25 protein-coding genes, 1 tRNA gene and 1 pseudogene are annotated in these 21,068 nt (G+C 72.5%); 17 read left to right on the top strand and 10 right to left on the bottom strand.

Translation table 11 applies throughout. From position 1 onward, the window contains the following. The first annotated feature begins 70 nt into the window (after positions 1–70). On the top strand, positions 71–616 hold the full coding sequence (locus AB0C17_RS11365) for a pyridoxamine 5'-phosphate oxidase family protein (RefSeq protein WP_357478188.1): 546 nt from the start codon (positions 71–73) through the stop codon (positions 614–616). 69 nt (positions 617–685) lie between these two features. Here the strand turns inward: AB0C17_RS11365 and AB0C17_RS11360 are convergent, their stop codons facing one another. Further along, a complete protein-coding gene (locus tag AB0C17_RS11360; RefSeq protein WP_357385284.1) occupies positions 686–1,678 on the bottom strand; it encodes a zinc metalloprotease in 993 nt (330 codons plus the stop codon). Between the two features lie 268 nt (positions 1,679–1,946). Here AB0C17_RS11360 and AB0C17_RS11355 point away from each other — a divergent pair. Both AB0C17_RS11355 and AB0C17_RS11350 read left to right on the top strand, forming a co-directional pair. Continuing rightward, a tRNA-Gly gene (locus AB0C17_RS11355) sits at positions 1,947–2,020 on the top strand. Positions 2,021–2,329: 309 nt separating this feature from the next. Further along, complete coding sequence (locus AB0C17_RS11350; RefSeq protein WP_357478186.1) at positions 2,330–2,851, top strand: hypothetical protein; 522 nt, start codon at positions 2,330–2,332, stop codon at positions 2,849–2,851. Here the strand turns inward: AB0C17_RS11350 and AB0C17_RS11345 are convergent. Beyond that, positions 2,848–2,985: pseudogene (locus AB0C17_RS11345) on the bottom strand (NUDIX domain-containing protein); the annotation flags it as partial. The gene AB0C17_RS11350 and the pseudogene AB0C17_RS11345 sit on opposite strands and share 4 nt — an antisense overlap. An 84-nt stretch (positions 2,986–3,069) precedes the next feature. Here AB0C17_RS11345 and AB0C17_RS11340 point away from each other — a divergent pair. Continuing rightward, complete coding sequence (locus tag AB0C17_RS11340; protein WP_357385280.1) at positions 3,070–3,552, top strand: hypothetical protein; 483 nt, start codon at positions 3,070–3,072, stop codon at positions 3,550–3,552. Positions 3,553–3,712: 160 nt separating this feature from the next. Further along, the gene (locus AB0C17_RS11335; RefSeq protein ID WP_357478183.1) at positions 3,713–4,324 is read left to right on the top strand and encodes a dihydrofolate reductase family protein; all 612 of its coding nucleotides are present in this window, start codon (positions 3,713–3,715) and stop codon (positions 4,322–4,324) included. On the opposite strand, the gene AB0C17_RS11330 is transcribed toward AB0C17_RS11335, so the two are convergent. Together AB0C17_RS11330 and AB0C17_RS11325 are read right to left on the bottom strand one after the other, a co-directional pair. Beyond that, positions 4,321–4,809 (bottom strand): GNAT family N-acetyltransferase, encoded by a 489-nt coding sequence (locus AB0C17_RS11330; protein WP_357478181.1) that lies wholly within the window; start codon positions 4,807–4,809, stop codon positions 4,321–4,323. The genes AB0C17_RS11335 and AB0C17_RS11330 overlap by 4 nt on opposite strands. A 9-nt stretch (positions 4,810–4,818) precedes the next feature. Then, a complete protein-coding gene (locus AB0C17_RS11325; protein WP_357478179.1) occupies positions 4,819–5,211 on the bottom strand; it encodes a VOC family protein in 393 nt (130 codons plus the stop codon). 87 nt (positions 5,212–5,298) lie between these two features. Here AB0C17_RS11325 and AB0C17_RS11320 point away from each other — a divergent pair, with 87 nt between their 5' ends. From AB0C17_RS11320 to AB0C17_RS11310, 3 genes are all read left to right on the top strand, one after another. Continuing rightward, a complete protein-coding gene (locus AB0C17_RS11320; protein ID WP_357478176.1) occupies positions 5,299–6,189 on the top strand; it encodes a LysR substrate-binding domain-containing protein in 891 nt (296 codons plus the stop codon). An 87-nt stretch (positions 6,190–6,276) separates the two neighbouring features. Continuing rightward, positions 6,277–7,329, top strand: coding sequence for a MerR family transcriptional regulator (locus tag AB0C17_RS11315; protein ID WP_357478173.1), 1,053 nt, complete (start codon positions 6,277–6,279; stop codon positions 7,327–7,329). A 50-nt stretch (positions 7,330–7,379) separates the two neighbouring features. Beyond that, complete coding sequence (locus AB0C17_RS11310; RefSeq protein WP_357385266.1) at positions 7,380–8,261, top strand: LLM class flavin-dependent oxidoreductase; 882 nt, start codon at positions 7,380–7,382, stop codon at positions 8,259–8,261. Here AB0C17_RS11310 and AB0C17_RS11305 read toward each other — a convergent pair. Next, positions 8,258–8,671, bottom strand: coding sequence for an ASCH domain-containing protein (locus AB0C17_RS11305; protein WP_357385264.1), 414 nt, complete (start codon positions 8,669–8,671; stop codon positions 8,258–8,260). The genes AB0C17_RS11310 and AB0C17_RS11305 overlap by 4 nt on opposite strands. A 53-nt stretch (positions 8,672–8,724) precedes the next feature. Further along, positions 8,725–9,273, bottom strand: a complete 549-nt coding sequence (locus AB0C17_RS11300) for a phosphoribosyltransferase (protein WP_357385262.1) — start codon at positions 9,271–9,273, stop codon at positions 8,725–8,727. A 160-nt stretch (positions 9,274–9,433) separates the two neighbouring features. Here AB0C17_RS11300 and AB0C17_RS11295 point away from each other — a divergent pair, with 160 nt between their 5' ends. From AB0C17_RS11295 to AB0C17_RS11280, 4 genes are all read left to right on the top strand, one after another. Continuing rightward, positions 9,434–10,066, top strand: a complete 633-nt coding sequence (locus AB0C17_RS11295) for a septal ring lytic transglycosylase RlpA family protein (protein WP_357385260.1) — start codon at positions 9,434–9,436, stop codon at positions 10,064–10,066. A gap of 68 nt (positions 10,067–10,134) precedes the next feature. Then, positions 10,135–11,262 (top strand): PP2C family protein-serine/threonine phosphatase, encoded by a 1,128-nt coding sequence (locus tag AB0C17_RS11290; protein WP_357385258.1) that lies wholly within the window; start codon positions 10,135–10,137, stop codon positions 11,260–11,262. Positions 11,263–11,378: 116 nt separating this feature from the next. Next, on the top strand, positions 11,379–13,235 hold the full coding sequence (locus tag AB0C17_RS11285) for an acyl-CoA dehydrogenase (RefSeq protein ID WP_357385256.1): 1,857 nt from the start codon (positions 11,379–11,381) through the stop codon (positions 13,233–13,235). A gap of 185 nt (positions 13,236–13,420) precedes the next feature. Then, positions 13,421–13,690, top strand: coding sequence for a DUF6458 family protein (locus tag AB0C17_RS11280; RefSeq protein WP_013283345.1), 270 nt, complete (start codon positions 13,421–13,423; stop codon positions 13,688–13,690). Positions 13,691–13,699: 9 nt separating this feature from the next. On the opposite strand, the gene AB0C17_RS11275 is transcribed toward AB0C17_RS11280, so the two are convergent. Continuing rightward, a complete protein-coding gene (locus AB0C17_RS11275; RefSeq protein ID WP_357478170.1) occupies positions 13,700–14,566 on the bottom strand; it encodes an aldo/keto reductase family oxidoreductase in 867 nt (288 codons plus the stop codon). A gap of 136 nt (positions 14,567–14,702) precedes the next feature. Between AB0C17_RS11275 and AB0C17_RS11270 the strand changes: the two genes are divergently transcribed. Then, a complete protein-coding gene (locus tag AB0C17_RS11270; protein WP_357478167.1) occupies positions 14,703–15,113 on the top strand; it encodes a helix-turn-helix domain-containing protein in 411 nt (136 codons plus the stop codon). An 11-nt stretch (positions 15,114–15,124) separates the two neighbouring features. Here the strand turns inward: AB0C17_RS11270 and AB0C17_RS11265 are convergent, their stop codons facing one another. Beyond that, positions 15,125–15,661, bottom strand: a complete 537-nt coding sequence (locus tag AB0C17_RS11265; RefSeq protein WP_357385250.1) for a histidine phosphatase family protein — start codon at positions 15,659–15,661, stop codon at positions 15,125–15,127. 117 nt (positions 15,662–15,778) lie between these two features. Here AB0C17_RS11265 and AB0C17_RS11260 point away from each other — a divergent pair, with 117 nt between their 5' ends. Beyond that, positions 15,779–16,069 (top strand): DUF6458 family protein, encoded by a 291-nt coding sequence (locus tag AB0C17_RS11260; protein WP_318331784.1) that lies wholly within the window; start codon positions 15,779–15,781, stop codon positions 16,067–16,069. Positions 16,070–16,150: 81 nt separating this feature from the next. On the opposite strand, the gene AB0C17_RS11255 is transcribed toward AB0C17_RS11260, so the two are convergent. Further along, positions 16,151–16,828, bottom strand: a complete 678-nt coding sequence (locus tag AB0C17_RS11255; protein WP_357385247.1) for a hemolysin III family protein — start codon at positions 16,826–16,828, stop codon at positions 16,151–16,153. Positions 16,829–16,903: 75 nt separating this feature from the next. On the opposite strand from AB0C17_RS11255, the gene AB0C17_RS11250 reads away from it, so the two are divergent. From AB0C17_RS11250 to AB0C17_RS11240, 3 genes are read left to right on the top strand one after another with little or no spacing between them, the layout of a single operon-like run. Then, positions 16,904–17,518: an allophanate hydrolase subunit 1 gene (locus AB0C17_RS11250; protein WP_357468493.1), complete on the top strand. Its 615-nt coding sequence runs from the start codon at positions 16,904–16,906 to the stop codon at positions 17,516–17,518. Further along, positions 17,515–18,384, top strand: a complete 870-nt coding sequence (locus AB0C17_RS11245) for a biotin-dependent carboxyltransferase family protein (RefSeq protein ID WP_357385243.1) — start codon at positions 17,515–17,517, stop codon at positions 18,382–18,384. Before AB0C17_RS11250 ends, AB0C17_RS11245 begins: the two co-directional genes overlap by 4 nt. Beyond that, positions 18,368–19,117 (top strand): 5-oxoprolinase subunit PxpA, encoded by a 750-nt coding sequence (locus tag AB0C17_RS11240; RefSeq protein WP_357478165.1) that lies wholly within the window; start codon positions 18,368–18,370, stop codon positions 19,115–19,117. Before AB0C17_RS11245 ends, AB0C17_RS11240 begins: the two co-directional genes overlap by 17 nt. 60 nt (positions 19,118–19,177) lie before the next feature. Here the strand turns inward: AB0C17_RS11240 and AB0C17_RS11235 are convergent, their stop codons facing one another. After that, positions 19,178–21,010, bottom strand: coding sequence for an NHL domain-containing thioredoxin family protein (locus tag AB0C17_RS11235; RefSeq protein WP_357385239.1), 1,833 nt, complete (start codon positions 21,008–21,010; stop codon positions 19,178–19,180). Between the last annotated feature and the right edge of the window lie 58 nt (positions 21,011–21,068).

Genomic DNA, 21,068 nt, shown 5'->3' with positions numbered 1-21,068 from the left:
CATAGCGACCGGTATGGGTGACCTGCGTGTCGCACTACATCTTCGTACACGTGTTCGATAGAGTGTCCACATGGCTTCCTGGTCCGAATTCGCCGTCGACGAGCCCCGCCTCGCCGACGAGATCCGCCTCCTGATGCAGCAGTATGGGCCGGGCTTCGGCTACCTCGCCACGGTCCGCGCCGACGGCGGCCCCCGGGTCCACCCGGTCTCCCCGGTGATCACCGCCGACGGGCTCTGGTGCTTCGTCGTCGACTCGCCGAAGCGCCGCGACCTCGAACGCGACGGCCGTTATGCGCTGCACTCGTTCCCGCCGGAGGAGAGCGACGACGAGGCGTACATCGCGGGGCGCGCGCGGCAGGTGACCGACCCGGCCACGGTGACGCGGCTGGCCCGGATCGCCCGCGCGGCGCCACAGGGCGACTGGCGGCTGTTCGAGTTCACTGTCGAGGCGGCGATGCTGACCCGGCGCGACCCGGTGGCCCAGCCCGGCGCCGCCCCGCCGCAGGTGCGGGTGTGGCTCGATCCGCGCGGGGCCGAACCGGCCCGGCGTGACCCGGTCGCCGCCGAGGGCCTTCGCGGCCGGCACGGCTTCGACACCCGCCGCCCGGCCGCCTGACCCGGTCCACGACGAACGGTGCCGGCCCGTCCGAGGACAGGGCCGGCACCGGTGTACGCGGTACGACGGTCAGGCTGCGCGGTAGGCGTTCCACGCGGTGAGCATGCGGCTCGCCTGGCCAGCGGTGAACTGGTACATGCAGGAGTCGTACGTGTAGTCCATGAAGTTGGTGATCGGGTCCTTGCCGGCGGTCGAGCAGGTGTCCCGGCCGGTCGGGCACTGGTACGCCGGGGACGCCTCGGCCGGGGTGTCGGAGACGCTGTCGCCCGAGCCGGAGCAGCCGCCCTGGAAGGTGTGGTAGAGGTTCAGCCAGTGGCCGACCTCGTGGGTGCCGGTGTCACCCTGGTTGTAGTTGGTCGCGGTGCCGCCGGGCAGCGACTCGTTGAGCACCACCACGCCGTCCATCTTGTCCAGCGTCCGCTTCGGGAACGTCGCCCAGCCCAGCAGGCTGTCGCTCAGCTCGCCCAGGTAGATGTTCAGCGTGTTCTTGCCGCCCTCACGCAGCGAGGTCTTCATCGAGCGCTCGGCGGAGGAGCCCTGCACGATCGGGTACCACGACGGGTTCGTCACCCGGTTGATCTTCGTGAGCTGGAACCCGAACGCGGTGGCGGCGCCGCCGGTCGAGCCCGCGTACGACTGGTTCAGCACGGTGATCTGCTGGTTGATCATCGAGTCGGTGATGTTGCCACCGGCCCGGGTGCTGTTCTCCTGGATGACGTGCACGACGACCGGGATCGTCACGGTGGCCAGCGGGGCCACGGCGCCGGTCCGGAAGTTGGCCCGCTCGCGCTGCGCGGCGGCGAGGTCGGCCTCACGGTCACGGACCTGCTGGGCGGTCAGGTGGTTGGGGTCGAGCTTGGCGTTGCCGCCCTTCGCGACGCGGGCGTTCGCGTGCTCGTCGGCGTGGGCGTCGGCCGGCTCGGCGCAGGTGCCGGCCGGGGCGGCCGAGAAGGCCGAAGCAGCGGGGACGACGCCGACGGCGGCGGTGCTGAGCAGCAGCGCGAGGGTCGACGTCGCGACACCGGCGGTACGCCGGGTCAGCAGGTTGGGACGGAGTCCCATGGGCCCACCTCTTTCTGACGGCGTGCCAGGGGGTGTGTCACGCCGGTTCGGAAACGTGGGGCAGACGTTACATCCCATCGACGCATTTGAGAACGCCCATACGTTTCCGACGTGCAACTTCGCGCGGGCCGGCTCCGGTGGGTGCTTGACTCACTCCAGTTCGGGGAGGTGGCGGGGTCAACCGCCCGCCGACGCCGCCACCTCGTCGAGGTGGGGCGCGCACCTGACTGCACGGGAGCGGTGACCTTCAGGTAGAGTGGTGCCGCCTGCGGGTGTAGTTCAATGGCAGAACATCAGCTTCCCAAGCTGACAGTGCGGGTTCGATTCCCGTCACCCGCTCCAAGTGTAAGGCCCCAGCTCAGGACAGGTTCCTGGCTGGGGCCTGTTCGTGTGCTGCCGCTCCGTGCCCGGCGCCTCGGCGACGGTCGCGGAGCGGCTGAGGCGCCTCGCCGGCGGAAGCGCCCCGGCTCCGGGACGGCGAAGACCGTCGACAGCCGCCGGGCCTGTGGAGGGGGCGGGAGGTCGTCCCGCTTGCGTTGACTCCGGCAAGCCGAGAGGGTCGCCGCCCGGCCGCCAGAGTCCCCACTTGCCTCGAAGTGTGCTTCCCGGCGGCGGCCAGGGGAAGTTGCGGGCAGGTGAGACCCTGCTGACGTGCCTACCGCGCATACCTTGAGCGTCGCGATCTCAGTTTTCGCCGCGATCCTTTCTGTCGTCAGCCTCGGCATCTCTGTTCTGATTTATGGACGACAGAGAACCAGGCTCGGTGTCCGGGTGGGGTGGGCGGTGGGAAGGTATCCCGATGGCACTCTTACCCGAGGACTGCAGTTTGAAGTAGCCAACGACGGTCCGGCCGCCGTTCAGATTTCGAGCATCGTCCTTCGGGCGGGCTCCACACTGGGCAGCTCCATGTCCGGGGGGTTGATGATCGGGCCGGATCTCCCGGTCACCATCGAGGGCCACCACTCGCAGAGCTGGACGCTCTTCGTGCCTTCCATGCTGGCCTCGATGACTGAAAGAGACATGTTGTCCCGCCAGTTCAAGGTCTCGGTGTATCACGACGGAGGGCAGCCGGCCATGCTTCGTTTCTCCGGGTATGACTTCGGTGCCGACCTGCGAAAATACAAGGAAATGACGGCGAAGCACGGCAGTCCGCCGACCGTGGAATTGACCTAGCGACTCGATGGGTCAGGTAGACGACTGGTCGTCGCCGTTGCCCGGGGTAGCAGATTCCGAAGTTCCCGCACGATGCTCTCCTTCGGGTCCTCCCCCGCCTCGACATGACCTCCCGGCAGGTCCCACACATTGGGGTAGTGACGGCGTGGCCGTCAGCGGAGATGCCCCCACGGTCGGCGGCTCGACTGACACAATGCGGCGTGCGCTCACGTCTGCGGATGATCAGGGTGACGACCGAGCCGGTCCGCGTACGGGAGACGGCCACCGTCGACCTGCCCACGAGCGCGGAGGCGGCCTTCGGCTTCCTGTGGGACCCGGCCTCGTCGGTCGCGCTGCACGATTCGGTGGAGCTCGGCGTGACGCTGCCCGGCCCGAAGGGAGTCGGCGAGATCCAGGCGTTCGTGCATCGGACCCCCACCGGCCGGATGGGCGTCATCCACGAGGTCGTCGAGATGGAGCCGGGCCGTCGTGCCGTCACCCGTACCCTCATGGTCGGCTGCCCCAGCGGCGGCGAGCTCACCGTTGTGCCGCTCGGACCCGGCTCGTGCCGTCTCACCCAGGAGTTCTGGGTGGAGCTCCCGGCGGGCATGCCGGTGGATGCCGGCGCGCAGATGCGCCGCGAGTACCGGACGCGGCTGGCGGAACTGACCCGGCGGCTCGCCGCCTGGGCCGGTCAGGCGCCCCGGGGCACCGCGCTCTGACACTCCCCCGGGGGAAACTCACTCCGGTCTGCCTCCACGGTGCTCAGCCGGATTGCGATCTCGCGGCCTGCGGCACCCGAATGCGGCGGTGTCGATGCGATGAGTCGCGGGCCGCCGCCGGGTCTGACCGGGAAAGAGCGGCAACCGGAGGAGTGGACCCATGGGCAAGTTGATCGTGACCGAGTTCCTGACCCTTGACGGCGTGGCGCAGGCGCCCGGCGAACCGGACGAGGACCGCGAGGGCGGCTTCAACCACGGCGGCTGGCAGATGCCGCTGCTCGACGACGAGTCCGGCGCGGTGATGTTCCAGCAGGCGAGCAGCATGGACGCGCTGCTGCTGGGCCGCAAGACGTACGACATCTTCGCCGGCTACTGGCCGAAGGCGTCGGATGAGATCCCCTTCACCGGCCTGCTGAACGGCGTGCCGAAGTACGTGGCCAGCCGTACGTTGGCCGAGCCGCTGGCCTGGGCGAACTCGACGCTGGTAAACGGTGACCTGGCCGGGCGCGTCGCCGAGATGAAGGACCGGCACGACGAGGTCCACGTGATCGGCAGCCTGGACCTGGTGCAGTCGCTGCTGCGCCTCGGCCTTGTCGACCGGCTCAACCTGTGGCTGTACCCGGTCGTGCTCGGCACCGGCAAGCGCCTGTTCGGCGAGGGGACGGTGCCGAGCGCGCTGCGGCTCGCCGAGTCGGTCACCCACGCCCACGGCACGCTCCAGCTGACGTACGAGCCGGCCGGCGCTCCCGCCTACGGGGACGCCGCCGCTTAGGGCGCGCGGAGGTCGAGCACGTGGCGCAGGCCGGGCTCCCCGGCCAGCTCCACCGGACCCTCGGGTACGAAACCGGCACGCTTGAGCACCGCCAGCGAGGCCGGGTTCGCCAGCGCCGCCGAGGCGACCAGCCGGCGCAGCCCGTACTCGGTGCGGGCCAGTTCGCAGACGCGCCGTACGCCTTCACTCGCGAGCCCGCGCCCGGCGGCGCGCTCGGCCACCCGGTAGCCGAGCTCGGCGCTGCCGCCTGCGACGTCGACCAGGTTGAACCGCCCGAGCACGGCGCCGTGGTCGCCGACCAGCAGGTGGAAGTGGCAGGTGCCGCGCTCCTGCTCGGCCAGCAGGGCCGCGTGCCGGGCGGTGTACCCGGTGAAGAAGTCGTCGCCCCGGTCGGGGACGTACCGGGCGAAGTACGCCCGGTTCTCCCGCTCGAACCGCAGCACGGCGGGCGCGTGGTGGGCGGCGAGTCGTTCCAGCTCCGGCATCGGACCAGGTTAGGCGTCGGCCGGATAGCAGCGCAGTTCGACTGTGTTGCCGTCCGGGTCGCGGACGTAGACCGAGGTGCCGGTGCCGCGCGCCCCGAAGCGCGGGACCGGGCCGGTCAGCACGGTGAACACCCCCGAGTCGACCACCCGCTGCCAGTCGACCGGCTCCACCACGAGGCAGAAGTGGTCCACGTTGGACCCTGCCGGGTCGCCCTCGACCAGGTCGATGATGGTGCCGGCGTCGACGCGTACGGACGGGAACGGCGCCTCGCCGGCCCGCCACCTGTCGACCCGCACCGGGGCCAGGCCGAGCGTGCCGCAGTAGAAGCCGAGGGAGCGCTCGACGTCGGTCACCGAGAGCACGAAATGGTCGAAAACGGTCACCTTCAGATCGTTCCGCATGCCGTCTACCCTGCTCCGGCACGCCGACCCGGCCAAGCCCGATCCGGACTACGATCGTTGACCCGCAGGCAACGACGGAGGTGCCCGGTGCTGGAGCGGTACGAGGTCGAGACGTTCCTGACCCTGGCCGAGGAACTGCACTTCGGGCGGACCGCCGAGCGGCTGCGGGTGAGCACGGGCCGGGTCAGCCACGTGGTGCGCAAGCTGGAACGCCGGATCGGCGCGCCGCTGTTCGAGCGCACCAGCCGGGTCGTCCGGCTCACCCCAATCGGCGCCCGCCTGGCCGAGGAGATGCGCCCACTGGTCGCAGGCATCGAGGCGGCGGTGCGGCGGGCCGTGGACGCCGGGCGCGGGCTCACCGGTGAGCTGCGGGTGGCGTACGTCGGCGAGTCGACGGCACCCGTGCTGCTGCGCGCGGTGGCCCTGTTCACCGAGCGTCACCCGGACTGCGAGGTGCACGTGCACGAGGCGCCGCTGGCCAGCACCCGGTCGAGCCTGCTGGACGGCACGATCGACGTGCTGATCGCCTCGTACCCCTTCGACGGCATGGCGAACGGCCCGGTGCTGGTGCGCGAGGGCCGGGTGCTCGCGGTGCCCGCCGATCACCCGCTGGCCCGCGAGGAGTCGGTGTCGCTGGAGGTGCTGGGTGACCATCCGGTGGTGCGGTACCCGGCGGTGACGTCGGCCGCGTTCAAACAGGACCGCACGCCGGACCGCACCCCGTCCGGCCGTCCGGTGCCGAAGGGTCCGGCAGGTGGCAGCTTCTCCGAGATGCTGGCGCTCGTCGCGCTGGGGCGCGGGGTGCTGCCGGTGGGCGAGCAGGCCCGGCGGTTCTACGCCCGCCCGGACGTGGCCTACGTGCCGATCCACGACGCGCCGCCGATCTGTCGCGGTCCGGTGTGGCCGGCCGGGAACACCACCTCCCGGGTACGCGAGTTCGTCCGCGCGGCTGCCGACGCCAACCCGCTGCCGCGGTAATCAAGCCTTGACCCGTCCCCCGCGGCAAGGCCCAGCGTGGTCGGTGCCGGTCGCGGTGACCGGCACGAGGAGCGCGAGGGAGGCACGGTGCGGCTGCTGACCATCGGCGCGTTCGCCCGGGCGACCGGCCTGAGCGCCAAGGCGTTGCGCATCTACGACGACTGCGGGCTGCTGCCCCCTGCCGCTGTGGATCCGCACTCGGGCTACCGCTACTACGCGCCGGAGCAGGCGGACCGGGCGCGGCTGATCGCCGGGCTGCGCCGGGCCGGGATGCCGCTGGCCGAGATCCGTACCGTCTGCGGCCTTCCGCCCGCTGCCGCCGCCGAGACGCTCGACGCCTGGTGGCGGCGGGTCAGCGCGGACACCGCGGCGCGCGGCCGGGCCGTCGCGCTCCTCGTCGACAGGCTCAGCGAGAGGGGCACCACCATGTCCGAGACCATCTTCCGGTACGCGACGCGCTGCGAGACCGGCACGGTCCGCGACTCCAACGAGGACACCGCGTACGCGAGCGCGACGCTGCTCGCGGTCGCCGACGGCGTACGCGGTCCCGCCGGGTCCACTGCCAGTGCGGCGGCGGTGGACGCGCTGCGGCCGCTGGAGCAGGCCGACGCGCCGCAGGCCGATCTGCTCGCCGCGCTGGCCGACGCGGTGAGCCGGGCCGATCAGGCGGTACGCGCGCACGCCACCGACGCCGACCAGCCCGCCACCACGCTCACCGCGCTCGTGCGGCGCGGCACCCGGCTCGCGCTCGCGCACGTCGGGGACAGCCGGGCGTACCTGCTGCGCGGCGGCGAGCTGTCCCGGCTCACCCAGGACCACACGTACGTGCAGACGCTCGTCGACCAGGGGCGGCTCACGCCGGCGGAGGCCCTGGCGCATCCGCGGCGGGCGCTGCTGGCCCGGGCGCTCGGCGCGGGCGGGGAGGTGGAGGCGGATCTGGCGCTGCGTACCGCGCTGCCCGGTGACCGCTACCTGCTCTGCTCCGACGGCCTGTCCGCGGTGGTGGGGCCGGGTGCGCTGCACGCCGCGCTGACCGAGGCGGACGATCCGGAGGCCGCCGTCGCGCGCCTGGTCGAGCTGGCGTACGCGGCCGGCGCACCGGACAACATCGCCTGCGTGGTCGCCGACCTGGCGACGTGATCCCCGCGACCCGGGTCGGACTGTCCGACCCGGGTCGTACCCTGGCGCTCATGCGAATCGGCATCGTGATCCTGCCCGACCAGCGCTGGTCGGAAGCGCGCCGGCGGTGGGCCCAGGTGGACGAGTGGGGCTTCGACCACGCCTGGACCTACGACCACCTGGGCTGGCGTGACCTGGTCGACGGGCCGTGGTTCGACTCGTGGACGACGCTCACGGCGGCGGCCGGCGTGACGTCCCGGGTGAAGCTGGGGACGCTCGTGGCCTCCCCGAACTTCCGGCACCCGGCGGCGTTCGCCCGGCAGGTCACGGCGCTCGACGACGTGTCCGGCGGCCGGGTGCTGCTCGGCCTCGGCGCGGGCGGCATCGGCTTCGACTCGGCGGTGCTCGGCGGCGAGACGTTGCCCCCACGGCAGCGCGTCGACCGGTTCGCCGAGTTCACCGAGCTGCTCGACGCGATCCTGCGGGAGGACGGCACGACCTGGCGCGGGGAGTGGTTCACCGCTGTGGACGCCCGCAACAACCCGGGGTGCGTCCAGCGGCCCCGGGTGCCGTTCGTGGTCGCCGCGAACGGTCCCCGCTCGATGCGGCTGGTCGCCCGGTTCGGGCAGGGCTGGGTGACCACCGGGCTCGGCGGCGACGACATCGAGGCGTGGTGGGGCACCGTGGCGGAGCTGTCCGACCGGATGACGCGGACGCTGGAGCAGGCCGGCCGTGACCCGGCGACGCTCGACCGCTATCTGTCGCTCGACTCGGCGCCGGTGTTCTCGCTGACCAGCGCCGACTTCCTCGCCGAGCAGGTCGGGCGGGCGGCCCGGCTGGGCTTCACCGATGTGGTGACGCACTGGCCCCGGGCCAGCAGCTGGTACGCGGGTGACGAGGCAGTGCTGGTGGAGGCGGCGGCGCTGCTGCCCGAGCTGCGCCGGGCCGGTTAGGTGCCGACGCCGCCTTCGGTGGAGACGAGCCGGAACCGGAGGCAGACGACGGCTGTGTCGTCGGTGACCGGCGTGCCCTGCCGGGCCCAGTAGGCGGCGTGGCCCTCGCGCCACTCCTCGATCGACCGGTCGCCCTCGCCCTCGGCGCGGGCGAAGTCCCACGGCACGTCGGCGAAGCGCACCACCCCGACGCCTGTCACCTCGATCACGGCGACGAACCGGTCGTCGTCGTCGACGAGCACCTGCCGCTCGCCGACGGTCTCCAGTTCCTCGCCCTCCTCGTCGTACTCCCGCACGAGACCGGCGGTGGCGGTCTTCACGCCGGAGAGCACGAGGGTGTTGAGCCGGGTACGCAGCTCGCCGGGCGTGCCGAGGGCGAGTGCGCGCAATCCACCGATGCGGGGCCACATGCCGCCGACGCTACGGCACCGTACCGCCGGCGCTCACCCGGTTTCCCGGCGTCTCACGGCAGTTCGTCGCCGGTGAGCAGGGCGCGCAGCCTCAGCCGCCCGGCCACCTCGGGTGGGCAGGTCGCCACGAGCGCGGCTGCGCCGATCAGGTCGGCTCCGGCGTCCGCGACGACCCGGCGCAGCGCGTCCAGTTGCGCGCCGGTGTCGACCCAGTCGTCGACCAGCAGCACCCGGTCGCCGGGGCCGAGCCGCCTCCCGTCCACGCCGACCCGCAGCCGCCGTCCCCGGTAGTCGGGGGGTGTGTCGGCCCAGCGCGTCGGCCCGGGCCGGCGTCGCCCGCCACCGTCCTTGTACGCGGGCAGGAAACCCGCGTCGGCGGCGACCGCGACGAGCGGGCCGAGCAGCAGCCCGGTCACCTCCGGCGCGATCACGACGGTCGGACTGGTGCCCGGGAACAGCCCGGCCAGGGCCGGCCCGACCTGGGCCAGCACCTCCGGGTCACGCCACCAGCCGGAGATGTCGCTGACCAGGTGGGTGCTGCCCGGCCCGGGGTCGATCCACCGGAACAGCTCGACCAGGCGACGAGTCAGCACGGGTTCCATCCTGGCGGATCGGTGGGCCGTTCGGCCGATCGACTCTGGCGTGATCGGCTACACGTACCAGGGTAAATGCGGGCATAGCACCATGATCACGTTGACTTCGGAAGTGCTTCTCTCGTTACGGTCCGGGCCGGTTTGTTCAGTTGACGAAAGGACCGGGCCGGTGGCTGCTAGGCACCTTCGTACCCGCAAGTTCTCCTCGCCCGCCGCCATCGCCGCGACCGCCGCGGTCGGTGTGGCCCTCGCGGTCGGCGGCACCGTCGGCGCCGTGCGGCTCACCGCCGGCGAGCCGCCGGCCGAGCCGGTCGCGGTCGAGGCCCTGCCCAGCACTCCCGCCCCCACCTCGGCCGCCCCCTCGCCGAGCGCGTCTGCCTCGCCGAGCGCGAGCCTCAGCCCGTCGCCGAAGGCCACCCCGAGCCCGAAGGCGAGCCGTACCCAGGCGGCCTCCCGGAGCAAGCCCCGCACCACCGCGCCGTCGCCGACGGCGAAGAAGACGAGCGGCCCGAAGGTCGTGAACAGCGGCTCCTGCGGCGCCTCCTTCTACGCCGAGGGCCAGATGACGGCGAACGGCGAGACGTTCAACCCGAACGCGCTCACCGCGGCGCACAAGACGCTGCCGTTCAACACGAAGGTCCGGGTCACCAACCCGGCCAACGGCAAGTCGGTGGTGGTGCGGATCAACGACCGCGGCCCGTTCATCGACGGACGGTGCCTGGACCTCTCCCGCGCCGCGTTCGCGACCATCGCCGCCACCGGCCTCGGCCACGTGAACGTCCGGTACGAGGTGCTGGGCTGACCGGCCACTCGGGCAGAACTTCCACAACCGACGGGCCAGGTTCATTCTCCCGCTCACATCCATCAGGCATGCTGTCCGATGTACGCACGCAACCCTTCCAGCCGGGCCGCGGCCCGCTGAGTCCCGGATCCCGCGCCGGCCTCGGCGCGGCCCTCGCGCTGCTCGCGATCGTGGTGGCGGTGGAGCTGGCCGACGGCCGCCCGGCGCACTACCTCGCGCTGATGGTCGTCGCGCCGTTCCTCGCGGCGGCACTGGCGTCCTGGCGGGTGGTGCTCGCAGTGGGCGGCCTGGCCACCGCCATCGGGATCGCCTTCGCCTTCGCCGAACGGGGCAGCCCGCTGGTGACAGTCGTCAACGTGACGGCGGTCGGGGCGGCCACCGCGATCGCGGCGGCCACGGCGGCGATACGCCAGCGCCAGGCGGAGCGGATCGCGGAGCTGACCCGGCTCGCCTCGGTCGCCCAGCAGGCGGTGCTGAGACCGCTCGGACCGCAGGTCGGCACGCTGGCGGTGGCGGCGCGGTACATCTCCTCCACCGCTACCGCCGAGATCGGCGGCGACCTGTACGAGGTGATGGACACCCCGTACGGCGTCCGCATGATCATCGGTGACGTACGCGGGAAGGGGCTGGACGCGGTCCGCCTGGCCAGCATCGTGCTCGGCTCGTACCGGCACGTCGCGTACGAGCGGGCCGACCTGCGCGCGGTGGTGACCGACCTGGACCGCGCGGTGGCCCGCAACGTCGGCGACGAGGACTTCGTCACCGCGGCCCTGGTCGAGGAGCGCGGCGGCACGCTGACCATCGTCAACTGCGGGCACCCGCCACCGCTGCTGCTGCGCAGGGGCGCGGTGATCCCGTTGGAGCCGCCCGCGCCCGCGCCGCCGCTCGGGTTCATGCCCGTGGTCCGGCCCCGGGTGGAGCGGCTGGAGCCGGGTGACCGGCTGCTGCTGTTCACCGACGGGCTGGGCGAGGCGCGCCGGGACGGCGAGTTCTTCCCCACCGCCGACCGGGCCTGGCGGCTGCTCGGCCACGGCACCGTCGCCGACGGGCTGGCCTCGCTGGAGACCGCCCTGGTCGAGTGGGTGCACGGGCGGCTCGACGACGACATCGCGCTGGTCCTGATGGAGTACGTCGGCCCGCGCAGCGCCCCCGCCGCGGCGGTGCCGAGCTGGGAGGTCGGCGCCGCTGACGGATGAACGGGAAGTGTGTAATCGCTGTCACTTCCGAGATCCGCTTGTCGTTGCCTACCGGCGAGTAATACAGTCTGGAGTTACTGATCGGTAACACCTGTCCGGAAGCGGGGCCAGCGAGCATGACCCACTACAAGAGCAATGTGCGGGACCTCGAGTTCAACCTGTTCGAGGTATTCGGGGCGGACCGGACGCTCGGCCAGGCCCCGTTCACGGACCTGGACGTCGACACCGCCCGCAGCTTCCTCGGTGAGGTCGACCGCCTCGCCCGCGAGGACCTGGCTGCCAGCTACTCGGACAGCGACCGCAACCCGCCGGTCTTCGACCCGGCGACGTTCACCGCGCCGCTGCCGGAGTCGTTCAAGAAGTCGTACAAGGCGTTCATGGACTCCGAGTTCTGGCGCCTGGACCTGCCGGAGTCCCTGGGCGGCACCAACGCCCCGCGCGCCCTCTGGTGGTCGCTCGCCGAGCTGGTGCTCGGTGCCAACGCACCGATCTGGATGTACGCCTCCGGCCCGTCCTTCGCCCACGTGCTGCACGTCGAGGGCACCGAGGAGCAGAAGAAGTGGGCCCGGCTGTTCATCGACAAGCAGTGGGGCTCGACCATGGTCCTCACCGAGCCGGACGCCGGCTCGGACGTGGGCGCCGGCCGTACCCGCGCGATCCAGCAGCCGGACGGCTCGTGGCACATCGAGGGCGTGAAGCGCTTCATCACCTCCGGTGAGCACGACCTGAGCGACAACATCGTCCACTACGTGCTGGCCCGTCCGGTCGGCGTCGAGGGCGTCGGCGGCCCCGGCACCAAGGGCCTGTCGCTGTTCGTCGTGCCGAAGTACCACTTCGACCCCGAGACCGGCGAGCTGGGCGAGCGCAACGGCGTCTACGCCACGAACGTCGAGCACAAGATGGGCCTGAAGGTCTCGAACACCTGCGAGGTGACCTTCGGCGAGCACGGCGTACCGGCCAAGGGCTGGCTGCTGGGCGAGAAGCACGACGGCATCCGCCAGATGTTCATGATCATCGAGTACGCCCGGATGCTGGTCGGCACCAAGGCGATCGCCACGCTCTCCACCGGCTACCTCAACGCGCTGGAGTACGCCAAGAACCGGGTGCAGGGCGCCGACCTCACCCAGATGGCCGACAAGACCGCGCCACGGGTGACCATCACCCACCACCCGGACGTGCGCCGCTCGCTGCTGCTGCAGAAGTCGTACGCCGAGGGCCTGCGCGCGCTCGTCTGCTACACCGCGACCTGGCAGGACAAGGTCTCGATCGCCGAGGCGGCCGGTGACGAGAAGGCCACCAAGCTGGCCAAGCGGGTGAACGACCTGCTGCTGCCGCTGGTCAAGGGCGTCGGCTCGGAGCGGGCGTACGAGCTGCTCGGCCACGAGGCGCTGCAGACCTACGGCGGTTCCGGCTTCCTCCAGGACTACCCGCTGGAGCAGTACGTCCGGGACGCCAAGATCGACACCCTGTACGAGGGCACCACCGCGATCCAGAGCCTCGACCTGATCTTCCGGAAGATCGTCCGGGACAACGGCAAGGCCCTGATGGCGGTCGCCGCCGAGATCCAGGAGCACATCGCCTCCGAGGCCGGCAACGGCCAGCTCAAGGAGGAGCGTCAGGCGCTCGGCAAGGCGCTCGCCGAGATCCAGAACATCCTCGGCGTGATGACCGGCTGGCTGGGCGAGGCCCAGGGCGGCGACACCCGGGCGCTCTACAAGGTCGGCCTGAGCAGCCGCCGGTTCCTGCTGGCGATCGGCGACCTGGTGGTCGGCTGGCTCCTGCAGAAGCAGGCGGACGTGGCGCTGAAGGCGCTGGCCGGCGAGGTCTCCGCCGCCGACAAGTCCTTCTACGCCGGCAAGGTCGCCGCCGCCCGGTTCTTCGCCCGCGAGGTGCTGCCCCGCATCGGCGCCGACCGGCGGATCATCGAGGGCACCGACCTGGAGATCATGGACCTCCCGGAGGACGTCTTCTGAGCCCTTCCGGGGGCTTTCACCCCTGAAGCGTCACTCTCCCCCTCATGACGACGGCCGGCGGGCACCAGCCCGCCGGCCGTCGTCGTGCGCGCGCCAGGGGGTGGATAGGCGGCCCGGTGGCGGGTAACCGTCGCGGACCACGACCGAGTACGCCCAAGGCCATCGCACGGGGGAGTGCAGCGCACATGGGCATTGGTAGCGCCATCTTTCTCATCGCGCTCGGCGCGATCATGACCTTCGCCATCCGGGCCAACGTCTGGTGGATCGACCTGCGTGCGGTCGGCTGGGTGTTCATCCTGGCCGGGCTGGGCGTCCTGCTGACGACGCTGTGGTTCTGGCAGGACCGCCGCAAGCGGGCCCGCACGCTCATCGTGGAGGAGAACCGGCTGTCGCATCCGACAGCGATGATGCCGCCGCCGCCCGACCCGCCGCCGCCGACCGCCCCGCCGTCCTGAGGTCGCCTCTCAGCGGCCGATCCGGTCCAGCTCGGCGAGGTCGTCGCCGGAGAGGGGCAGGCCGGCGCCGGCGACGTTCTCACGCAGGTGCGCGACGGACTTCGTACCGGGGATCAGCAGGATGTTCGGCGAGCGCCGCAGCAGCCAGGCCAGGGCGACGCCCATCGGCGTCGCCCCGAGGCGTGCGGCCACCGCGGACAGCGCCGAGGACTGCAACGGGGTGAAGCCGCCGAGCGGGAAGAACGGCACGTAGGCGACGCCCTGCCGGGCCAGCTCGTCGATCAGGTCGTCGTCGCCGCGGTGGGCCAGGTTGTACTGGTTCTGCACGCAGACGATCGGCGTGATGGTCTGTGCCTCGGCGACCTGTTCCGGCGTCACGTTGCTCAGGCCGAGGTGGCGGATCACGCCCTCCTGCTGGAGCGCGACGAGCGTCTCCAGCGCCTCGGCGAGCGAGCCGGGCTGCGGCCCCGTGGCGTCGCCGAGCCGCAGGTTGACCAGGCCGAGCGCGTCCACGCCGAGCGTCTCCAGGTTCTCCCGGACCTGCCGGCGCAGGCTCTCCGGATCCCGGGCCGTGGGCCAGCTGCCCTGCTCGTCCCGGTCCGCGCCGACCTTCGTGACGACGTGCAGCGATTCCGGGTACGGGTGCAGCGCCTCCCGGATCAGCCGGTTGGTGACGTGCGGCCCGTACGCCGCGCTGGTGTCGATGTGGGTGATGCCGAGCGCGACCGCCTCGCGCAGCACCGCCAGGGCGCCGTCGTGATCGGCCGGCGGCCCCATGACCCAGGGCCCGGCGAGTTGCATGGCGCCGTAGCCGAACCGGGTGACGGTCAGGTCGCCCAGGGTCCAGGTGCCGCCGGGAAGGGTGGTGGGTGCCATACGTGTACCTCTGGCTCTCGTCGTCCGTTGGCGGCTCCGCCGGGGTGACGGCGCCGAGTTCCACTATTGGCGTGTAAGTTTCTGGTGGGAAGTAGGCACCTGAAAGTGCGTAGCTCGCCGGACGGCAGGAGCAGGGATGAGCAAGGCGGAGTACGACGCGTTCCTGGCCCAGTGCCCCAGCCGGCAACTGCTCGCCCGGATCACCGACAAGTGGGTCACGCTGGTGCTGGCCGCGCTGCGCAGCGACGGCTCGCACCGGTTCGGGGCGGACTGCGCCGGTGAACCGTGCCCGAGGCGGTACTCCGAGTTGGCCCGCACCCTCCCCGGGGTCAGCCAGAAGATGCTCACCCAGACGCTGCGCGCCCTGGAACGCGACGGCCTGGTCACCCGCACCGTGGAGCCGACAGTGCCGGCGACGGTCACCTACGAGCTGACCGGCCTCGGGTTCTCCCTGCACGAGACGATCCGGAGCCTGAAGGTCTGGGCGGAGGCGAACATGGACGACGTGCTCGCCAACCGGGCGGCCTACGACAGCCGGGTCGGCTGAAGCCGTACCGCTCAGGCGCGGGCGGTGTGCCGGGCGGTGAGTGGCGCGCCTCCCGGGGCCAGGTCGGCCCACCCGGTCGTCGGCAGGTGCACCACGAGATCCGTGGTACGCAGCCCGTCCGGGTCCGCCCGCTGCGGGTCGAGCAACGCCGAGAGCAGCGAGACGCCCGGGTTGTGGGCCACGAGCAGCACGGTGCCGGCGGTCGGGTCGACCGTCCGCAGCAGATCCAGCAACTGGGCCGGGTGCGCGTCGTACGCGGTCGTCTCGTACCGCACCGCTGGGAGCGGTCCCGCCGGGCCGCCCTCCGGCGGTGAGCCGGTCATGCCCGTCGCCACGTCGTGCCAGGTCTGCCTGGTGCGCCGGGCCGGTGAGCAGAGCACCACGTCGGGAAGCAGCCCCTGCCGGGCGAGCCAGGCGCCGGCCACCGCCGCGTCGGCGTGTCCCCGCGCGGTGAGCGACCGCTCCGCGTCCGGGCCGTTCGCGGACTGCTCGGCCTTGGCGTGCCGCAGCAGCACCAGCGTCCGCTGCCCGTTCCTGCCGTCCGTCATACCGCCCAGCTTGCCTGATTGACGATCAAAGCGCCTGGGTATGTCGATGGGTGCCGCTACCTCATCCATGGCCGCGGCGGGCAGGAAACGCCAGCAGGACGCCAAGGAGGCGACGTCATGGGCATCGGTGCCAGCATCTTTCTCATCGCGCTCGGCGCGATCTTCGCGTTCGCCGTGGACGCCGACCTGGGGTGGCTGAACCTCAACGTGGTGGGCTGGGTGCTCATGCTCGCCGGGGTCGCCGGCCTGCTCACCACGCTCTACTTCTGGAACAGCCGCCGCCGGGTGGTGGCCGCCCCGGTGCGCGAGCAGGTGGTCGCCGAGCCGGTGGTGCCGGTGCGCGACGACCGCGTCGTGCGCGAGGAGTACCGCGAGGTGCGCCGTCCGGGCTCGGGCTACCCGGCCTGACCCCCCGAGAACCCGAGGGCCCCGCAACGGCGCGGGGCCCTCGCGCATGCCCGGGGAGCCGCGCCGGTGACGCGGCCCGGCTCAGGCGAACAGGGCGAAGTAGATCGCGATGTGGTGGCAGATCGCCGCGACGAGCGTGCAGGCGTGGAAGAACTCGTGGTGCCCGAAGACGGTGGGCCACGGATTCGGCCGGCGCAGCGCGTAGAACACCGCGCCCACGCTGTAGATCGCGCCGCCCGCGCTCAGCAGCACCAGCGCGGTGACGCCACCTTCGCGCAGGATCTGGGGCAGCATGGCCACCGCGACCCAGCCGAGCGCCAGGTAGAGCGGGGCGGACACCCAGCGCGGCGCGTGCGGCCAGATCAGCTTGACCGCCACGCCGGCGATCGCGCCACCCCAGACCAGGCTCAGCATGATCGTGGCCTGCCGGGTGTCCAGCAGCAGCGCGCAGAACGGCGTGTAGGTGCCGGCGATGAACACGAAGATCATCGAATGGTCCATCCGGCGCATGATCTGGTAGCCGCGTTCGGACCAGACCCGCCGGTGGTAGAGCGCGCTGGTGCCGAACAACCCGCACACGGTGAAGCTGTAGATCAGGCAGCTCACCAGCGGCGCCCAGCCGGGACGACCGGCGGCGATCGAACAGAGCACGATGCCGCAGACGAGAGCGGCGAAGAACGCGTACGCGTGCAGCCAGCCGCGCATACGCGGCTTCCCGATGTCGGCCGGCCGGAGCCGGAACGGTGCGGAGGTCGTCACCTCAATAGGTTACGACGGCGTAGGTTACTTGTAAGTAGTGTGGACCGTCACCTCACCCGACGGGAGGATGACCGGATGCGGATCCGGCCGGTCGGGGCGTACGCCCTGCTCCTCGACTGTGACGACGCGGCCCAGGCGCAGGCGTGGCGGGCCGAGCTGTGGCACCGGCGCGAAGCGGGCGAGCTGACCGCCACCGAGATCGTCCCCGGCGCGGTCACCGTGCTGCTCGACGGCGTACCGGACCCGGAGGCGACCGCAGCCCGGATCGCCCGCTGGCACCCCCGCACCACCGGCTCCGGCACGGCCGCCGCCGAGGTCCGGGTGCCGGTCGTGTACGACGGCGACGACCTCCCACTGGTCGCGGAACACTGGCACGTCGACGTGCCGGCCGTCGCCGACCGGCTCCGGCGCACCGAGTTCCGGGTCGCGTTCTGCGGGTTCGCGCCCGGGTTCGCGTACCTGACCGGGCTGCCGCCCGAGCTGGCGGTGCCCCGGCTCGCCACGCCGCGTACCCGGGTGCCGGCCGGCTCGGTCGCGCTCGCCGGCCCGTACGCGGGCATCTACCCCACCGCGTCCCCCGGCGGCTGGCTGCTCGTCGGCCGCACCGACCTGCCGCTGTTCGACGTGCACGCCGACCCGCCCGCCCGGCTCACCCCCGGCACCCGGGTCCGGCTGGTCGACGCCCCGTGATCGAGGTGCTGCGGGCCGGGGCGCTCACCACCGTCCAGGACCAGGGCCGCCCCGGGTGGGCGCACCTCGGCGTCCCCCGCTCCGGCGCCCTCGACCCGGCCGCCCTGCGCCTGGCCAACCGGCTCGCCGGCAACGACGAACGCGCCGCCGGCCTGGAGATCACCATGACCGGCTGCGTACTGCGGTTCACCCGGGCCGTCGCCGTCGCGCTCACCGGCGCCCCGGCCGACGTGACCGTCGAGTGGCGGGCCGGGGACACACAACCGCGCCCGGGGGACGTGGGACGGGCGCTCTCGCTCCCGGCGGGCGCGGTGCTGCGCGTCGGACCGGCCCGCGCCGGGGTGCGGACCTGGTTGGCGGTCAGCGGCGGGATCGCCGTCGAGCCGGTGCTCGGCAGCCGCGCCACCGACACGCTCTCCGGCCTCGGGCCGCCGCCGCTGCGCGACGGGGACCGGCTGCCGCTCGGCACCCCGGCCGGCCCACCCGCACCCGTCGACCTCGCCGTCACCGGGCCGGTCCCCGACGAACTGCGGCTGGCCGTGCGCCCCGGGCCCCGGCAGGACTGGTTCACCCCCGAGGCGCTCGACCTGCTGTGCCGCGCCGCGTACACGATGAGCCCGGACAGCAACCGGGTCGGCGCGCGACTGGCCGGCGCGGCGCTGCCCCGCGCGGTCGCCGGTGAACTGCCCAGCGAGGGTCTGGTGCTCGGCGCGGTGCAGGTGCCGCCGGACGGCCGGCCGCTGGTCTTCCTGGCCGACCACCCCACCACCGGGGGGTACCCGGTCATCGGGGTGGTGGACGACGTGACAGCGCTCGCCCAGGCCCGGCCAGGCACTACGGTGACGTTCCATGGACCTCAACGCTGACCTGGGCGAGGGATTCGGAAGCTGGCGGCTGGGCGACGACCACGCGCTGCTCGACCTGATCAGCTCCGCGAACGTCGCCTGCGGCTTCCACGCCGGTGACGCGGCCACCATGCACCGGGTCTGCGCCGGCGCCGCCGAACGCGGCGTCGCGGTGGGCGCGCAGGTCGGGTACCGGGACCTCGCCGGCTTCGGCCGGCGGCACATCGCGTACGACTTCGCCGAGCTGCGCGACGAGACGATCTACCAGCTCGGGGCGCTCGACGCCTTCTGCCGGCTGTACCGCACCCGGGTCCGCTACCTCAAACCGCACGGCGCGCTCTACCACGCGGCAGCCCGCGACGAGGGCCAGGCCGCCGCGCTGGTGGCGGCGATCAGCGGGTACGACCACGAGCTGCCGGTGCTCTGCCAGCCCGGCACCGTGCTGGCCCAGTTGGCGGCCGGCGCGGGCCTGCGCGTGGTGGCCGAGGGCTTCGCCGACCGCAACTACCTGCCAAACGGCACGCTGGTGCCGCGCGGCTCACCGGACGCGCTGGTGACCGACCCGGAGCAGGTGGCCGCCCGGGCGGTACGGATGGCCGTCGAGCAGACCCTGGTCGCTGTGGACGACACGGTGATTCCCTGCCCGGTCGAGTCGATCTGCCTGCACGGGGACACGCCGGGGGCGGTGCGGTGTGCGGAACTCGTGCGGGCCGCGCTCGTCGACGCGGGGGTCACGCCCACTCCGTTCGCGTGAAAGGAAGGGCCCCCTGTTAACGCCCTCGGTAGAGGAAGGGGCCCTTCTTAACACGCGCCGTCAGGCGTCCATCCCGCGCAGGACCAGCGGCACACGGGTCGCGCCACCGGTGACCACCCGGACCGGCACGCCCCAGTCCTGCCGCGTCAGGTGGCAGGCCGCGTGCTCCACGTCGGCGTCGCAGGTCGCCGCCTGGGCCGTCACCTGAAGCACCCCCTGCGCCACGTCGCCGCTGACCACCAGCCTGCGGGACAGGTCGGTGGTGGTGCCCGCGCCCTCGATTAGCAACTCCGGCGGGGACGCCGAGACCACCAGCCGGGTCGACGGCCCGTACGTCTCGTCGAGCTTCTGCCCCGGCGCCGGCGTGAAGATCACGTCCAGGGTCAGCTCCCCGGCCGCCACGTCGGTCGGTTTCCGTTCCAGCCGGTGCCGGGGGCCGTCCACCGTGTTCGCCCCGGCCGACGTCAGCGCGCCCGGCGCCAGCCGGGTCAGCCGGTGCGCGGCCGACTCGACCACCAGCACGTCGCCCTCACCGGTGAGCACCAGGTCGCTCGGCTCGGCCAGCCCGTCCGCCACGGTGCCCACCCGCCCGGTCTCCGGGTCGAAGCGGCGCACCGCACCGTTGTACGTGTCGGCGATCAGCACCGAGCCGTCGGGCAGCGCGCACACGCCCAGCGGGTGCTGGAGCAACGCCTGGTCGGCCGGGCCGTCCACGTGCCCGAAGTCGAACAGGCCCTGCCCGACGGCGGTGTGCATCACGCCGCCGGAGACCCACCGGATCGCGCTCGTCTCGCTGTCCGCGACCCAGAGCCGGCTGCCGTCGGCCGACACCGACAACCCGGACGGCTGGGCCATCCACACGTCCGGCAGCGGGCCGTCCCGCAGCGCCTCGACGGTGGTGCCGGCGTACATGCCGGCGGTCCGCTTGATCGGGTCGAACCACCAGAGCTGGTGGATGCCGGCCATCGCGACGACCACCCGGTCGTCGTACCAGGCCACGTCCCACGGGGACGACAGGTCGACAGCGCGGGCGTCGTGCGCGTGGTCGTCGACGGTCGAGCGCCACTGCCGCCCGCTGCCCGCCACCGTGACCACCTCGCCGGAGGACAGCCGTACGCCGCGCAGCAGGTGGTTGACAGTGTCCGCGACGACCACGTCGTAACCGGCCACCTCGGCCACGTGCGGCGGCAGCAGGCAGAGCCCCTGCGGCTCGGCGAACGTGGCGGCGGAGGGCGGGCCGTCGGTCCGGCCCCGGGCACCGGTGCCGATGCGGCGGACCACCGTCTCGCCGTCGGCGGCCAGCTCGACCAGGGAGTGCCGGGCCGAGTCGCTGACCAGTAGGTTCCCGCCTTCGAGAGGTACGGCCTTGCCGGGGAACCGCAGCACGGTGTCCGGCTCGGCGGGAGGCACGTACGGGCCCTCGCCCCGGTGCAGCGTGCCCTTCGCCTCGTGGGTGGCGATCAGCTCGTCGACCAGCCGGGCCAGCCCTTCGGCGTGCCCCTCGCCGGCCATGGTGGCGACCACGTACCCCTCGGGGTCGACCACGGCCAGGGTCGGCCACGCCTTGGCCGCGTACTGCTGCCACATGTCCATCTCGGCGTCGTCGAGCACCGGGTGGTGCACGCCGTACCGCTCGACGGCCGCGGCCAGCGCCGCCGGGTCCTTCTCGTGCTCGAACTTCGGCGAGTGGACCCCGATCACGACCAGGACGTCGCCGTACTTCTCTTCGAGCGGGCGCAGCTCGTCGAGCACGTGCAGGCAGTTGACGCAGCAGAACGTCCAGAAGTCGAGCAAAACGATCTTGCCGCGAAGATCGGCCAGCGTGACGGCCTTGCCGCCGGTGTTCAGCCAGGCCCGACCCCGCAGTTCCGGTGCCCGTACGCGTGCGCTCATGCCCTCCATCGTGCCGCACCGGCGCGGCGCGCTCCCGGCGATCCGGGGGTGAACAGAC

Origin of the sequence: Micromonospora sp. NPDC048887, from assembly GCF_040649715.1 — a bacterium.
GTDB lineage: Bacteria > Actinomycetota > Actinomycetes > Mycobacteriales > Micromonosporaceae > Micromonospora.
This window is presented reverse-complemented; position numbering and strand designations above follow the sequence as displayed.

Excerpts from the sequence above, each read along its gene's own strand:
- AB0C17_RS11365 (WP_357478188.1), top strand. The coding sequence starts at position 71 with ATGGCTTCCTGGTCCGAATTCGCCGTCGACGAGCCCCGCCTCGCCGAC.
- AB0C17_RS11360 (WP_357385284.1), bottom strand. The coding sequence starts at position 1,678 with ATGGGACTCCGTCCCAACCTGCTGACCCGGCGTACCGCCGGTGTCGCG.
- AB0C17_RS11340 (WP_357385280.1), top strand. The coding sequence starts at position 3,070 with ATGATCAGGGTGACGACCGAGCCGGTCCGCGTACGGGAGACGGCCACC.
- AB0C17_RS11335 (WP_357478183.1), top strand. The coding sequence starts at position 3,713 with ATGGGCAAGTTGATCGTGACCGAGTTCCTGACCCTTGACGGCGTGGCG.
- AB0C17_RS11330 (WP_357478181.1), bottom strand. The coding sequence starts at position 4,809 with ATGCCGGAGCTGGAACGACTCGCCGCCCACCACGCGCCCGCCGTGCTG.
- AB0C17_RS11325 (WP_357478179.1), bottom strand. The coding sequence starts at position 5,211 with ATGCGGAACGATCTGAAGGTGACCGTTTTCGACCATTTCGTGCTCTCG.
- AB0C17_RS11310 (WP_357385266.1), top strand. The coding sequence starts at position 7,380 with ATGCGAATCGGCATCGTGATCCTGCCCGACCAGCGCTGGTCGGAAGCG.
- AB0C17_RS11305 (WP_357385264.1), bottom strand. The coding sequence starts at position 8,671 with ATGTGGCCCCGCATCGGTGGATTGCGCGCACTCGCCCTCGGCACGCCC.
- AB0C17_RS11300 (WP_357385262.1), bottom strand. The coding sequence starts at position 9,273 with ATGGAACCCGTGCTGACTCGTCGCCTGGTCGAGCTGTTCCGGTGGATC.
- AB0C17_RS11290 (WP_357385258.1), top strand. The coding sequence starts at position 10,135 with ATGCTGTCCGATGTACGCACGCAACCCTTCCAGCCGGGCCGCGGCCCG.
- AB0C17_RS11285 (WP_357385256.1), top strand. The coding sequence starts at position 11,379 with ATGACCCACTACAAGAGCAATGTGCGGGACCTCGAGTTCAACCTGTTC.
- AB0C17_RS11280 (WP_013283345.1), top strand. The coding sequence starts at position 13,421 with ATGGGCATTGGTAGCGCCATCTTTCTCATCGCGCTCGGCGCGATCATG.
- AB0C17_RS11275 (WP_357478170.1), bottom strand. The coding sequence starts at position 14,566 with ATGGCACCCACCACCCTTCCCGGCGGCACCTGGACCCTGGGCGACCTG.
- AB0C17_RS11270 (WP_357478167.1), top strand. The coding sequence starts at position 14,703 with ATGAGCAAGGCGGAGTACGACGCGTTCCTGGCCCAGTGCCCCAGCCGG.
- AB0C17_RS11265 (WP_357385250.1), bottom strand. The coding sequence starts at position 15,661 with ATGACGGACGGCAGGAACGGGCAGCGGACGCTGGTGCTGCTGCGGCAC.
- AB0C17_RS11260 (WP_318331784.1), top strand. The coding sequence starts at position 15,779 with ATGGGCATCGGTGCCAGCATCTTTCTCATCGCGCTCGGCGCGATCTTC.
- AB0C17_RS11250 (WP_357468493.1), top strand. The coding sequence starts at position 16,904 with ATGCGGATCCGGCCGGTCGGGGCGTACGCCCTGCTCCTCGACTGTGAC.
- AB0C17_RS11240 (WP_357478165.1), top strand. The coding sequence starts at position 18,368 with ATGGACCTCAACGCTGACCTGGGCGAGGGATTCGGAAGCTGGCGGCTG.
- AB0C17_RS11235 (WP_357385239.1), bottom strand. The coding sequence starts at position 21,010 with ATGAGCGCACGCGTACGGGCACCGGAACTGCGGGGTCGGGCCTGGCTG.